The sequence below is a fragment of the Peteryoungia ipomoeae genome (genome assembly GCF_004912165.1).
In the GTDB taxonomy this organism is placed as follows: Bacteria; Pseudomonadota; Alphaproteobacteria; order Rhizobiales; family Rhizobiaceae; genus Allorhizobium; species Allorhizobium ipomoeae.
In genome coordinates this window covers 76,971-90,325 of sequence record NZ_STGV01000005.1, presented here as the reverse complement: position 1 = coordinate 90,325, position 13,355 = coordinate 76,971, and the positions used below count along the sequence as shown (strand labels likewise).

Here is a 13,355-nt window from a genome sequence, read left to right as displayed (position 1 = left end):
ATCCTTGTCGATGCAAGGGTCAGGCGCGCATCAACAGCATTTCGTCCTGCTTGACGCGGTGTTGCTTGGCGAACTCGATCAGGCTCTGGGCATCCATGGGCCGGGCAAGCGCATAGCCCTGCAGGGTGTGGCATCCGAGGTCGCGCAGGATCGCCACGTGTTCCATGGTTTCCACCCCCTCGGCGACGATGCCGATGCCGAAGGTGCGCGCGATGTCGACGATGGATGCGATCAGTCGCCGTTGCGCCGGGTTGTCGACCACAGGCCCGACAAGTTCGCGGTCGATCTTGAGACGGCTTGGCGAGAGTTTGAGCAAAGACAGGATCGAGGCGTAGCCAGTGCCGAAATCGTCGATCTCGATGGCAATGCCGAGCTTGCGCAGGCGTTCGATGCTGGCGGCAACTGCATGCGACGTGTCATCGAACGAAATCGATTCCAGAAGCTCGAAGGACACGCTTCCAGGTATCAGATCCAGCTGCTCCAGGCGCGAGATCAGGTTCTCGTCGAACAGTCTCTGCGCCGAGATATTGACCGAGACGCGCTCGATGCCAAGGTCGGCGGCACGCCAGCGCGACAGCTGCAGGAGTGCGTGGTCGAGAACGCGAGCATCGATCTGGGCAACCACATTCAGGTTTTCGGCGATGTCGAGGAAAGCTGCCGGAGGCTGAATGCCGCGTTCAGGATGCATCCAGCGCGCAAGTGCTTCCACACCGTTGATTTCCAGCGTGTGTGCATCGAATTGCGGTTGATAATAGGCGGTGAAATCATCGTCCGCCAAGGATTTCAGGATCGCGTCACCGGTGCGCTTGATGATGAGATTACGGGTTTTCAGGTGGTCGCTATACCGTTCCACGCGGTTGCGACCGAGCCTTTTCGCCTCATAAAGCGCGATGTCGGCATTGATCAGAAGGTCCTGGGGGCTGATTGTCGCGTCGGCCCTGACGGCCACGCCGACGGACGCACCGACGCGACATTCCTGACCCGCATAGAGGGTTGGCTGGTTGATCGCGCCGATCAGCCGTTGACCCATTTCCAGATACTGATCGTCGGCAATTGCATCGAGGCAGACGATGACGAACTCGTCCCCGCCAATCCGGGCGACAAAATCCTCGCCGCGAACGTTCTCGCGTAGTTCCACGGCGGTATGCCGCAGCATGGCATCGCCAGCCCCGTGACCCAGCGTATCGTTGATCTCCTTGAACCGGTCGAGATCGATATGCAGGATCGCAAGCTGGTTGGCCTCTGGATCGGTGGAGAGTTCCGTCAGGTACTGATCCAGATAGCGGCGATTGGGTAGACCCGTCAGCGCGTCATGCAAGGCGTTGTATTCCATGCGTCTGCGCGCCGCGTCCAGCGCTTCATTCTGCTGTTCGGCGCGGTTGCGTGCCATCAGCAGCTCTTCGTGCAGGGCGACATCCTCCGTGACATCCCAGCTCACCCCCAGGATTGAGGTTTCACCGCGAGGATTGGTGTAGGCCGTCCCGAAGCTGCGCAAGTGCCGATAGGAACCGTGGGGGCAGGAGACGCGGAATTGCGCCTGCTGGGCCATCTGGGTGCGCAGGGCAAGCCGCATCTTTTCGCGCACGGGCGCCCGGTCGTCAGGATGAATGAAGGTCAGCCAGTTTTCGTCGTTGACCGGCTGTTCCGGGCTCATGCCGTACATCTCGTACATGCGCTGGTCCCATTTGATCTCCCCGGTATTCACCTCATATTCCCAGACCCCGATGCGGGAGGCTTCAAGGGCGAGGCCAAGTCGGTTGGAGAGGGCTGACAGCTCTTCTTCGCGCACATGCAGCGCCGCGTAGTGACGCTGCCGATCGCGCATCAGCAGTGCCACCCACAGGCAGCCGGCAATGGCGGCGCTGGCCAAAAGCGTGACGATAATCCTGAAGACAAGCGAGGGGCTGTCGGCAGCATCCCAACCCTCCACAGGGATCGCGGCAATGCTCCAGCGGTCGCTGCCCAGATCGAGCGCCATATGCACCGGATATTGTTCGAGAACGCGCGTGTCGCCGTAGATGATCGAGGATCGGCCGCTTTCCTGCGCCCGCGAAATGGCAATGGAGATCGGCAGGTCGAAATCCATGAGGCCGCTTTGATCATAAAGGCGGGCGAGATCGATCGTGCCGACCACAGCGCCCCAGAAAACCGGCTCGCCGGTTTCGCTGACCGTGCGAACCGGGAGGATGACGGAAAGGCCGGAGCCGCCAGAGGCAAAGGGACGCGGCCCACGGATGACGGTGCGTCCCTGATCTTTGAGCTTGCGCTCCAGAATGCTGCGCTCGTTGGTGGTAAAGATCTGTGCGCCCAGTGCCGACTGGGCTTCCGTCTGCGGATAGACGAAGCTGGTGATGAAATTGGGTGCCGCCTCAATGGTCCTCAATGGTGTCCCTTGTCCAAGCAGGCTCTGGCTCAGGGCGGCAAAGCGCTTCTGATCAAGGTCGGGCTCGGCGCTGATGACGGCAACAAGGCCTTGCACGAGGCGGATATTGGCGTTGATCTGGCCCTGGAGCCGCGTACGGATCAGGTCCAGCCGCTCCTGGACCATCCGGCGGCTGTCGTCACGCACGATCAAGCGCTGCTGGTGATCGGCGTAAAAGGCCGTGGACACGACCGTCAAAACGATCAGAGCCACCGGGGCCAAAATGGCCCAGCGCGACCTCGTGTTGAAGAAACTGAAGCTGCCGCCACTCATGACATCAGTGTCCCGTCGCCCCCATTTGCGGGGCGCTCGGTTGAGTTTCCGACCCCTCATAAGTGTGCAGGTTGAAGGACGGCGCTAAAAAATTCCTAAACGGATTACAAAAAATCATCTGCACTTTGTTAGATAAGCCCGGGCTAAAGTTGCTCGGGCTTATCCTGGCATTTGTCGCTGGCGGGGCTATTCCGCCGCCTGAACCGACATCGGGTTGTTCGGATGCGTCGTCCAATTGGCATAGTTGGGATCAACCGGGCGACCAGTGCGCTGGTCCAGTGTGCCGGCATCAAGGCCAACCATCGTGATGCAGTTTTCGACCGGGCAGACATTGACGCAGAGATTGCAGCCGACGCACTCGTCTTCCATCACCTCGAAATGCCTGACGCCATTGACCATGCTGGTGATCGCCTGGTGCGAGGTATCCTCGCAGGCGATGTGACAGCGGCCGCATTTGATGCAGGCATCCTGGTCGATATGCGCCTTGGCGACATAGTTGAGGTTCAGATACTGCCAGTCGGTGACATTCGGCACGGCGCGGCCGGTGATGTCATCAAGATTGCGATGGCCCTTGGCGTCCATCCAGTCGTTGAGGCCCGAGATCATCTCCTGCACGATCTTGAAGCCATAGGTCATGGCGGCGGTGCAGACCTGCACATTGCCGGCGCCGAGCACCATGAATTCTGCGGCATCCCGCCAGGTGGTGACGCCACCGATACCGGAGATCGGCAGACCGTAGGTTTCCGGATCGCGGGCGATCTCGGCCACCATGTTGAGCGCGATCGGCTTGACCGCCGGGCCGCAATAGCCGCCATGGGTGCCCTTGCCGCCAACCGTCGGGTTGGGGGCGAAGTTGTCGAGATCGACCGAAACGATGGAGTTGATCGTGTTGATGAGCGAGACGGCATCCGTGCCGCCGGCCTTGGCGGCGCGGGCCGGCTTGCGGATATCGGCGATGTTGGGGGTCAGCTTGGTGATGACGGGCATGCGGGTATATTGCTTGCACCAGCGCACGACCATTTCGATATATTCCGGCACCTGCCCGACGGCGGCGCCCATGCCGCGTTCGGACATGCCGTGCGGACAGCCGAAGTTGAGTTCGATGCCGTCTGCGCCGGTCTCTTCGACCAGCGGCAGGATCGCCTTCCACTCTTCCTCGACGCAAGGCACCATGATCGAGGCAACGAGCGCCCGGTCCGGCCAGTTCATCTTAACCTGCTTCATCTCCTGCAGATTGATCTGCAGCGGCCGGTCGGTGATCAGCTCGATGTTGTTCAGCCCGAGCAGGCGGCGGTCGGCGCCCCAGATGGCGCCGTAGCGCGGGCCGTTGACATTGACGACCGGCGGGCCTTCCGAGCCGAGCGTCTTCCAGACGACGCCGCCCCAGCCGGCCTTGAAGGCGCGCTCGACATTGTAGGCCTTGTCGGTTGGCGGTGCCGAGGCCAGCCAGAAGGGGTTGGGCGACTTGATGCCGACGAAATTATTCCTGAGATCAGCCATGTTTCAAATCCTCTCGAGAGCGATGCGTCATGCGACGGCTGTCACGCCCGCCGTCGAAACGGCGAGAGAGCGGTTGATGCTTTCGGCCGCGTCGCGGCCCATGGCGACGGCCGAAACCGTCAGGTCCTTGCCGCCGAAGGCGCAGTCGCCACCGGCCCAGACGCCGGGGAGCGAGGTACGGCCTTCCGCGTCAATGGCAATCTTGCCGCCTTCGAGCTTCAGGCCGTCCAGGCCCTGGCCATCCAGCTTTTGGCCGATTGCCACGAGGATCTGATCGGCCTTGATCTCTGTCGTGTGGCCGGTGCCCTTCATCAGGCCGTTTTCGAGATGGGTGTATTCAAAGGTGATTGCCGAACAGTGGCCGCCGTGATGGGCGACTTCCTTCGGCTGCAGCCAGTGTCGGATATGGACGCCCTTCGAAGTGGCGAGATCCTGCTCGAATTCGGAGGCGTTCATATGCTCCTTGCCGCGGCGATAGCAGATGGTGACGTTTTCCGCGCCGAGGAGCTTGGCCTGCACGGCGGCGTCGATCGCGGTCATGCCGCCGCCGATGACGACGACGTCGCGGCCCACGGGAACATCGGCCTTGTCGTCTGCCTGGCGCAGGTTGGCGATGAATTCCACGGCGTCGAGCACACCATTGATGCCCGCACCTTCGATGTTCAGCCCGTTCACATTGCCAAGGCCAGCACCGATGAAGACGGCGTCATGTTTTGCCTGGAGATCTGCCAGCGTGAAATCGATGCCCATCTCCTGACCGTCGAGCACATCGATATTCCCGAGCGACAGAATGTAGTCGACTTCCTTCTGGGCGAAATCATTCGGCGTCTTGTAGGTGGCGATGCCGTATTCATTGAGGCCGCCGGCTTTCTCCCGGGCCTCGTAGATCGTAACGTAGTGACCGTTGAGGGCAAGCCGATGGGCGGCCGCAAGACCTGCGGGCCCGGCGCCGACGATCCCGACCGTCCTGCCGGTGGATGCCGCCGGCTGGTAGAACTGGCGTCCCTCGTCGATCGCAATGTCCGTTGCAAAGCGCTGCAGCCGGCCGATTTCGACGGGACGTTCTTCGGCCGTGTTGCGCACGCAGGCCTCTTCGCAGAGCGTCTCGGTCGGACAGACGCGGGCGCACATGCCGCCAAGAATGTTCTGGTCGAAGATGGTCTTTGCGGCACCCAGCGCATTTCCGGTCGAGATCTGCCGGATGAACATCGGGATGTCGATGGCCGTGGGACAGGCCGTCATGCAAGGCGCATCATGGCAGAAATAGCAGCGATCAGAGGCGACAAGCGCCTCGTGGTCGCCGAAACGCGGGTGGAGGTCTTGGAAGTTCTTCACATAATCGGCAGCGTCAAGCCGCCCGGCCTTGAGGCCCGGTTCCAGTCTTCGCATCGCAGTTCCCTCTTTTATTTTTGGAGCGATGTCGAAAGCGTAACGCAGCTTCAAACTTTTATCAAACGGTAAAAAAATTCGGTGACGCCGGCTAGAGCCCCTGGGTTTGCGGGATTCCGGGATGGAAATCTCGGCATCTCGGGGCAGGGGAGCCCGCGCGTGAACCTGCGGTCCCGATCGGCAACCCGGCACCATCGCAGATGACCTTGGAAAGCGGTTGTTCACAGGCGCGGGTCTGCAACCGCTTGTCAGCGTGGTGCTGATGGTTTATCGTCTTAACCAATTGTTAATCATCTATATTAGGCATTTATACATGCTTGAGAAGCGGCGTCGGCACTATCTTGCCGAGTTCTATGGCGCAAATGACAATCCGCATGCCCGCTATGGCAAGGCGAACCTGGTGGCGCGTGCGATCTATCCGCGTGCGGCAGGCGTGAAATCCTTTTGCAGCCTGCAGGTCCGAATCGTCGGGCTGCATGAGGGCGGCGCCATTGTTCAATCGAGCGCCATCGAATTTCTGCCGGATCATTTCTATCTGTGTCTCGGCGATCAGGAGATCTTTTTCACCTGTGCCAAGAAGTTGGTTGTCAAGGCGGACATGTTCGTGACCTTCGCCCAGCCGGAAAGCCTGGAGCTTATCGAGGCCTTGCGTCGCCTGAGCTTTCCGCTCGCCACCCTGAGAACAATGAAGGGCCGCTGCGAGTCCGTGATCGAAGCGCGCATCAATAGGAAGAAGCGCGCGAACTGAGCATCGGTTTTGCCTGTGAATGTTTACGCACCGTCAACCTTAACAGGGAATTGCGGACGCGGATTTTGACCGAATCTTCTACCTTTGCGTGACGAATTTCAGTTTCGCATATACTAAAAGAGGTAGATTGAATGACTGACGCGATCGATTTGCGTTCTTCCACCAGCGATTGGAGTGGGGGGCGCGGTGAGGCGGGTATTGCGCGCCCACCCTCTCGCCCCGCAGGGGAAGACTGGCCTGCGATTTCCATCGAACCCCGAACCAGTGCGCCACTTGAAGTGCGTGACGATGTGCGGATCGGAGACATCCCGGTCGATGTCGTTGCGGTCCTGGGTCGGACCCGTTTGCCGGTGGCGCAGTTGATGACCGCCACAGAGGGTGAGCGCCTGCATCTCGATACGCATTTCGGTCAGCCTGTCGAACTTCAGGTGAATGGCCGGGTCATCGGCTATGGCGAGATCGTTGCTGATCATAACGACACGGCTATTGGCATCCGCTTGACCTCGGTCACCATCAAGTCCTGATCTCGACCGCCATATGACGCCCCACGAGATGCGCTGGAAAAAAGATGACTGTTCGAGTCATCTTTAATCTTTACTCCTTTTATCAAGTTAATTAGGGTCTCGCTCGGATCAGTTGGCAACCGGTTGGAACCGGCCGCCGCATCAGGAGGGATCATGGCGAAGAAACTGAAGAAGCCTGCCAAGGCGTCGGAACCAAAACAGGCGGTCACTGCGCCGGGGGCTATCAGCAAGCGCGAGCCAATCCAGAGTTTCCTGTATGTCGGCGGCCGCGATTGCCAGGTTGCGCATCTCCGGCAGATCGCCAGCAATTTCGGCGCCGAGCTTATCCATCACGATGGCGGGCTGAGAGAAGCCGTGTCACGCATCGATACGGTTCTGCCCTCGGTGGACTGTGTGTTCTGCCCGATCGACTGTATCAGCCACGACGCCTGTCTCAGGGTCAAAAGTGGCTGCAAGAAGTTCGGCAAGACCTTCATTCCGCTCCGAAACGGATCAAAATCAAGCCTTGAGCGGGCATTGCAAAATCTAAATGATGAAGTTCGAAATCATGATCGATGACTGCACGAAAAATGCCATAAATGGGCGCAAGGAACAATTGTCCCGTGACGGGGAGGAGGGGCGGATCACAGGTCTGCCGCAAGACGTCACGAAGATGTGTTTCAATAAAGTGACGGTTTGTGAAATCGTCACTTTGCCGGGCTTGCATCAGCGCAAACCCAAACCCATGTACCGCCCATACACGGGGGCGTCCGCCCACGTGATCGAATTCCCCGCGCCCCGATGGCGTCAGAACGCGAAGGCGCGCAGCTAGCCGCCTCGTGCTTCGAGCGCTTCGGTACGGGTCACCAGGAACCTAAGCATGAGCGCTCTCCCAGCCATCGCAAAACCCACCTTGAACGCCGTCCCGATCCTGCCCTCCCTGAATTTCTCCCAGACCCGCGATTTTTATGTTCTTGGCCTCGGCTTTGAAGAGGTAGGCATTGCCTGCGACGATTATCTCGTCGTTCAGCGCGATGGAATGGAGCTTCATTTCTGGCTCAGCGACGATCCCATGCAATGCCAGAACAGTTCCGTATTCTTCCGTTCGGGCTCGCCGCTGGAGATCTACCAGGACCTCCGCGATCGCGGCATCGAAACAGTCACCTCGTCCAGCGCCGGTGACGGCCCCGTTCGGTTCTATGTCCGCGATCCGCATGGCAACATGCTGATGTTTGCCGGCGCCGAGGGATGCACGCATTAACACCGAACCGGTGATCTGAAGATCAACCTCAATGCTGCCCAGCCGGCGATGATCCTCGGCTGGGTTTTTTATGGCTTTGCTCGCCGCGGGTCGGTGTCAGCGAGGTCTTGTGACCAGTGCGGACAGCCCTAGGGCAAGCCATGACAGGATCAGGATCATCCCGCCGGTCGGTGCCGCCATCGGAAACAGGCTTGCGCCGAGAAAATGGCGCGAGATCAGGTCACCGCTGAAAAGCAGGATGCCGAGGGTCAGGCCGGCACCCGTCCAGGCGCGCATCCGCAGTCCCGAGCCGGCAAGGCCGAGTGCCAGGAGCGCTGGCGCGTGGGTCAGTGCAATCATCGATGCCGGACGCAAAAAGGCTTCACCGCCGGCATGGCTTGCGAGTGCGGCAAGCGCCACCCCCATGGCGCCGATCAGGCCGGCTGCCAAAACCAGAGGTTTTTGAAGGCGGTGCGTATCCATTTGCGGGATTACTCCTTGTTCTGCATGTGATGCGCGAGCCGCTCGATCGGCGGCCAGATGATTTCCCGCAGTTTCGGATGCTCGACGGTTTCGTCGAGTGCGCGGCGAAAACACAAAAGCCATTCGTCGCGCTCTTCTGGCCCGATCTCGGCAACGAAATGGCGTCGCCTCAGCATGGGGTGGCCGCGCTTTTGCATGTAGATCGGCGGACCGCCGAGGTAGCCGATGAGGTAGTCGTTGAATTTTGCTGCGCTTTCGGTCAGGTCCGGCGGGTGTACCGCCCGACACCGTGCGGCCTCGGGAAGGGTATCCATCAGCTCATAGAAGCGGTCGGTCAGCGCCTTCACGGTCGCTTCTCCGCCAATGGCTTCATAAAGGGTGATCGTATCGTCGCTCATCCAGGCAGCTCGCAGTTTCTCCGTCTCCTTTTGCCGCCTCCGGCCGTCCCGTGCAATCGCCGATTTCAACCTGCGGCGATCCGCTGCGGATGGATTTTCAGGTCGAACAGTTGCGGAGGTAATTGTTTTCGAATGAACGAAAAATAAGTTAATTTTTAGGGTTTTTGGGAATGCGACTAAAAAATGAATCAAAATCGTTCTTTGTGGTTTGGTCTTTGAATATAATCTGTTCTTTATTGTTGTTGAGTTGTGTTCATGTATTTCAGTATGAGTGATAATAGATCTTGTTTTGTGTTGGTGTGCTTAGAGGTGTTGTTCGCAACCATTAATCCATTATTAGAGCTTTATTCTTAGCGTCCTGCGTGAAGACTCGACCCATACTTGTAGTTTTGGTGAAGTCCGGCGTTCGGGCGCTGCTTAAGGCAAGGACAGCGAGAAATTTGTCTCGTGGGCATGATGCAGTCCTTGCTGCGGCTTTTCGGAGCCATGTCTCTTATTTCAGAGCTGTGTCCAGCAGCGGGATTGTGGGGTTCGCCACGGTCCAAGCCGTCTACAGGTGCAGGATGCGCCTGAGCCATCTGTGTCGATCCGGGAGGGTCAGCGGGGCATGCGGCAGGAAAGTTCATTGATTTCTAATCAACGCTAAAGGCGACTCCTCAATGACGACGATCATTCCTTCGCTTTCGATTTCCCAGATCAGAGCCATGTCCACGACGGCCATCGGCGCGCTCAATCAGGAGGATGTCGAAGCCATGACGACGGCCCAGGTCGGTGCGCTCAGTGGCGCGCAGGTCGCCGCGCTCGCTTCCGATGTCACATTTCTCGACGAAGACCAGTTGAAGTCGATTTCCACGAGCGGCATCAAGGGGCTGACCACGACGCAGATTGCAGCCATCGATGCTGGCAATATTGACGCCTTCACGACAAAGCAGGTGGCTGCTCTCAGTGCCGCGCAGGTCGGAGCGTTGACAGATACGCAATTTGCCGCGCTGACAGGAGATCAGATCGGCGCGATGACCGCAGCGCAGGTCGCGACATTCAGTGCGACCGACATCGGCAATTTGCAGGCCGGTGAAGTGGGCAAGATCAGCGCCAAGGCCATCGGTTCCCTGTCGTCTGCCGCCCTTCAGGCGCTGACGACAGCCCAGATCGGGGAGCTGAGCACGGCGCAGATCGCGGCCTTGAAGCCAGCCCAGATCGAAGCGCTGACCGCGGCGCAGATCGGTGATTTTACAGCAGCGCAGATCGGTGGATTGACGGCGACGCAGACCAAGGTGCTCTCGACGGCCCAGATCGCCGAGCTGGATGCCACGCAGATTGCCGGTATCTCCACAAAAGCCATGGCTGGTTTTACCGCGGGCCAGATCACGGGCATGACGACAACGCAGACGGCTGCCCTGACGGGACCGCAGGTTGCCGCCATGACCGCCGTGCAGGTTGCGGGTCTTGAAGCTGCAGACATCACCGGCATGGCCGACAGCGTGTTCACGTCGATCAGCGCAAAGGGCATTTCCGGCCTCAGCACCACGGCGGTCGCAGCCATCACCACATCGCAGCTCGCAGGTCTTGGCACCACCCAGCTCGCCGGCCTGAAGACGCCGCAAATCCAGGCGCTGACCACGACGCAAAGCAATGCTTTGACCCCTGCTCAGATGTCGGCGATGACCTCGGTTCAGATTGGCTCCTTCAATGATGCCAATATTGCCACCATGAGCAATACGCAGATTGCCGCGATCACACCCAAGGCGATCTCGGGCCTCCAGACGACGGCGATCGCTGCCCTGACTGATCCGCAGCTCGCAGCTCTCACGCCCGCTCAGATCACCGCCATGAAGCCAGCCCAGATCGGGGCGTTGACGACGACGCAGATCGGCAAGCTCACGGATGCCCAGGTGGGCGCTCTCACGGCAGTCCAGACCAAGGACATGTCGGTTGCCCAGGTTCAGGCGATCAACGTGCTTCAGATCGACTCGCTGTCGACCAAGGCAATTTCGGGCTTCTCGGCTTCTCATATCGCTGGCATGAGCACCACGCAGACCCAGGCATTCACCGAGGCGCAGATTGCGGTGCTTTCAGCCACGCAGGTCGGAGCTTTGGAAGCCGGCGATGTCGACGGTTTTTCGGCAGGCCAGATTGGCGCCATCAGCGTCAAGGCGATCGGTTCGCTGGTTGATCCGGCGATTGCCGCATTGGACGAGCCGCAGATCGACGCCCTCTCCACAGGCCAGATTGCCGCCCTGAAGCCAACCCAGGTTGCTGCTCTGACAACGACCCAAATTCCGTTCCTTTCGGATGCGCAGGTTGGCGCCTTCACCGCAAACCAGGTCAAGTCCCTGACCAATGGCCAGCTGGCCGCAATGTCCACAACCCAGATTGCGTCCATTTCGCCGAAGGCATTCGCCGGTTTCTCGGCGGCGCAGATCTCGGCATTGTCGCCGACGCAGACTGCCGCCTTGACCAATACGCAGCTTGGCGCGCTGACGGCCGTGCAGGCCGCCGGCATTCAGGCCGACGACATCGACGGGTTCAGCACGGCTCAAGTTGCAGCCATCAGCACCAAAGCCGTCAGCGGATTGACGGCCGCGGCTATCGGCTCTCTCAATGACACACAGGTTGCCGCTCTCCTCGAAGCGCAGGTCGCGGCTCTTAAGGCCGATCAGATTGCCGAGCTTGCCGTCAGTGCTATTGCGGACATGAACAATAGCCAGATGAGCGTGCTGAAATCGACCCAGATTGCAGCTTTCACCAATCTTCAGGTGGCAGAGCTTACGGCCTCTCAGATCGGCGCCATGGGCGCAAAGGCGGTCTCCGGCTTTACCGCCGGGCATATCGCTGCAATGACAGACACGCAGCTCGCTGGTCTGTCGGAGGCACAGGTGGCATCATTCACCAGCGGTCAGGTCGCGGCCCTGACGGCTGCGGATATCGCCCTGTTCACGCCTGAAGAAGTCGGCTCCATCAGCGCCAAGGCCATCTCAACGCTCGATCCGGCAATCATCACCGCTCTCTCAACGGCGCAGCTCGTCGAGCTCCAGCCAGCCCAGATCGCGGCAATGAGTGGCGCCCAGATCGCCGCCTTCAATCCGACGAACATCGGCCTTTTGACCAATGACCAGATCGGTGCCATCACGGCGTCGCAGATCAAGTCTCTCACCAGCCCGCAGATCCAAGCGCTGACCAACAGCCAGGTCGGTGCGATCAGCGTCAAGGCCATTCCGGGCCTTGAGGTCGGGCAGATCGACACATTCAACACCAATGTGGCCGGCTTCACCGCGCAGCAGTTTGCAGCCTTTACCGCTCCGCAGGTCGGTGCATTGATGGCGGATGACCTGCCGCTCATCACTCCGGCAGAACTCGCGGCGATCAGCCCCAAGGCCATGTCCGGCATGACGGGAACGGTAATTCAGGCGCTCGACGCCAACCAGATCGACGCGTTGACGCCGGCACAGATTGCGGGCCTGTCGGGCACCCAGTTCACCAGCTTCACGACGACACAGCTGGATTCGTTCGATGACAATCAGATCGCAGCGATCACGGCAGCCCAGCTGACCGCCGCAAGCACCACCCAGACGGGCAGCCTTGACGCGGCGCAGATTGCCAAGATCAGTGCCAAGGCGATTGCCGGTCTCACGTCAGCCCAGATCGCCAATTGGGACTCAACCCAGACCGCGGCACTGACGCAGACGCAGCTGGCCACTCTCACCAGCGATCAGGTCTCCGGCCTGGATGCCGCCGATATCGATGGACTGTCGCCTGCCCAGGTCGGATCCATCAGCCGCAAGGCCATCAGCGGCTTGACCGGCGCTGCGATCGGCAGTCTCGACCAGCTGCAGATCCAGGGCCTTGCCGATGATCGCGTCGCGGCTCTCACGACCACGCAGATCACGTCTCTGACCGCGACCCAGATCGGGTACTTCACGCCTGCCCAGGCCGGCGCCTTCACCGCGTCGCAGATCGGTTCGATGAACACTGCACAGATCCAGGCGCTTACCGCTGGGCAGGTGTCGAGCCTCAGCAAGGCGGCTGTCGCAGCACTCACAGTCACCCAGATCCAGGACATGTCCGCCGATCAGATTGCGGCCTTCACCCCGACGCAGACGGCGGCCCTCACAGGCTTGCAGATCGATGCGATGGAAGATGGGGATCTGCAGCGCTTCGATATTCTGGACATCGCAGCGCTCTCGACATCCGGTATTTCGGGTCTGTCGGCGAACGATATCTCCACGGTGCTCAGCGATGCCCAGCTGCAGGCCTTCACCGGCAAGCAGATCAACGCGATGAGCGACGTGCAGGTCGACGCGATCATTGCTGCCTACCAGGGCATCTGATCCGCGATCTGCCAGTCGGTTGCGAAACGGCGCTCTTTGGGCGCCGTTTTGTTTTGCATGGGTATCACGCC

11 protein-coding genes are annotated in these 13,355 nt (G+C 60.0%); 6 read left to right on the top strand and 5 right to left on the bottom strand.

The genetic code is table 11. The features are described 5' to 3' along the window. Positions 1 to 19 precede the first annotated feature (19 nt). From FAA97_RS15170 to FAA97_RS15160, 3 genes are all read right to left on the bottom strand, one after another. Entirely contained in the window at positions 20 to 2,695 is a 2,676-nt protein-coding gene (locus FAA97_RS15170) for a bifunctional diguanylate cyclase/phosphodiesterase (protein ID WP_246041509.1), read from the bottom strand. A 186-nt stretch (positions 2,696 to 2,881) separates the two neighbouring features. Next, positions 2,882 to 4,195 (bottom strand): NAD-dependent dihydropyrimidine dehydrogenase subunit PreA, encoded by a 1,314-nt coding sequence (gene preA / locus FAA97_RS15165; protein ID WP_136599409.1) that lies wholly within the window; start codon positions 4,193 to 4,195, stop codon positions 2,882 to 2,884. A 27-nt stretch (positions 4,196 to 4,222) separates the two neighbouring features. Next, positions 4,223 to 5,584 (bottom strand): NAD(P)-dependent oxidoreductase, encoded by a 1,362-nt coding sequence (locus tag FAA97_RS15160; RefSeq protein WP_136599408.1) that lies wholly within the window; start codon positions 5,582 to 5,584, stop codon positions 4,223 to 4,225. Positions 5,585 to 5,801: 217 nt separating this feature from the next. Here FAA97_RS15160 and FAA97_RS15155 point away from each other — a divergent pair, with 217 nt between their 5' ends. From FAA97_RS15155 to FAA97_RS15135, 5 genes are all read left to right on the top strand, one after another. Beyond that, positions 5,802 to 6,332 (top strand): hypothetical protein, encoded by a 531-nt coding sequence (locus FAA97_RS15155; RefSeq protein WP_136599407.1) that lies wholly within the window; start codon positions 5,802 to 5,804, stop codon positions 6,330 to 6,332. Positions 6,333 to 6,463: 131 nt separating this feature from the next. Then, positions 6,464 to 6,856 carry a FliM/FliN family flagellar motor switch protein gene (locus FAA97_RS15150; RefSeq protein ID WP_136599406.1) on the top strand — a complete coding sequence of 131 codons (393 nt, stop codon included), beginning with the start codon at positions 6,464 to 6,466 and terminating at the stop codon, positions 6,854 to 6,856. Between the two features lie 153 nt (positions 6,857 to 7,009). Continuing rightward, the gene (locus FAA97_RS15145) at positions 7,010 to 7,414 is read left to right on the top strand and encodes a DUF2325 domain-containing protein (protein ID WP_136599405.1); all 405 of its coding nucleotides are present in this window, start codon (positions 7,010 to 7,012) and stop codon (positions 7,412 to 7,414) included. Next, positions 7,386 to 7,667 (top strand): hypothetical protein, encoded by a 282-nt coding sequence (locus tag FAA97_RS15140; protein WP_136599404.1) that lies wholly within the window; start codon positions 7,386 to 7,388, stop codon positions 7,665 to 7,667. The genes FAA97_RS15145 and FAA97_RS15140 overlap by 29 nt, the downstream gene beginning before the upstream one ends. Before the next feature lie 48 nt (positions 7,668 to 7,715). Continuing rightward, positions 7,716 to 8,096, top strand: coding sequence for a VOC family protein (locus tag FAA97_RS15135; RefSeq protein WP_136599403.1), 381 nt, complete (start codon positions 7,716 to 7,718; stop codon positions 8,094 to 8,096). A 96-nt stretch (positions 8,097 to 8,192) separates the two neighbouring features. On the opposite strand, the gene FAA97_RS15130 is transcribed toward FAA97_RS15135, so the two are convergent. Continuing rightward, a complete protein-coding gene (locus tag FAA97_RS15130) occupies positions 8,193 to 8,558 on the bottom strand; it encodes a DUF423 domain-containing protein (RefSeq protein ID WP_136599402.1) in 366 nt (121 codons plus the stop codon). 8 nt (positions 8,559 to 8,566) lie between these two features. Then, positions 8,567 to 8,956, bottom strand: a complete 390-nt coding sequence (locus FAA97_RS15125; RefSeq protein WP_136599401.1) for a globin domain-containing protein — start codon at positions 8,954 to 8,956, stop codon at positions 8,567 to 8,569. A 659-nt stretch (positions 8,957 to 9,615) separates the two neighbouring features. Here FAA97_RS15125 and FAA97_RS15120 point away from each other — a divergent pair. Further along, complete coding sequence (locus FAA97_RS15120; RefSeq protein ID WP_136599400.1) at positions 9,616 to 13,284, top strand: beta strand repeat-containing protein; 3,669 nt, start codon at positions 9,616 to 9,618, stop codon at positions 13,282 to 13,284. The last annotated feature ends 71 nt before the right edge of the window (positions 13,285 to 13,355 follow it).

Excerpts from the sequence above, each read along its gene's own strand:
- FAA97_RS15135 (WP_136599403.1), top strand. The coding sequence starts at position 7,716 with ATGAGCGCTCTCCCAGCCATCGCAAAACCCACCTTGAACGCCGTCCCG.
- FAA97_RS15120 (WP_136599400.1), top strand. The coding sequence starts at position 9,616 with ATGACGACGATCATTCCTTCGCTTTCGATTTCCCAGATCAGAGCCATG.
- FAA97_RS15140 (WP_136599404.1), top strand. The coding sequence starts at position 7,386 with ATGATGAAGTTCGAAATCATGATCGATGACTGCACGAAAAATGCCATA.
- FAA97_RS15145 (WP_136599405.1), top strand. The coding sequence starts at position 7,010 with ATGGCGAAGAAACTGAAGAAGCCTGCCAAGGCGTCGGAACCAAAACAG.
- FAA97_RS15170 (WP_246041509.1), bottom strand. The coding sequence starts at position 2,695 with ATGAGTGGCGGCAGCTTCAGTTTCTTCAACACGAGGTCGCGCTGGGCC.
- FAA97_RS15130 (WP_136599402.1), bottom strand. The coding sequence starts at position 8,558 with ATGGATACGCACCGCCTTCAAAAACCTCTGGTTTTGGCAGCCGGCCTG.
- FAA97_RS15150 (WP_136599406.1), top strand. The coding sequence starts at position 6,464 with ATGACTGACGCGATCGATTTGCGTTCTTCCACCAGCGATTGGAGTGGG.
- preA (WP_136599409.1), bottom strand. The coding sequence starts at position 4,195 with ATGGCTGATCTCAGGAATAATTTCGTCGGCATCAAGTCGCCCAACCCC.
- FAA97_RS15125 (WP_136599401.1), bottom strand. The coding sequence starts at position 8,956 with ATGAGCGACGATACGATCACCCTTTATGAAGCCATTGGCGGAGAAGCG.
- FAA97_RS15160 (WP_136599408.1), bottom strand. The coding sequence starts at position 5,584 with ATGCGAAGACTGGAACCGGGCCTCAAGGCCGGGCGGCTTGACGCTGCC.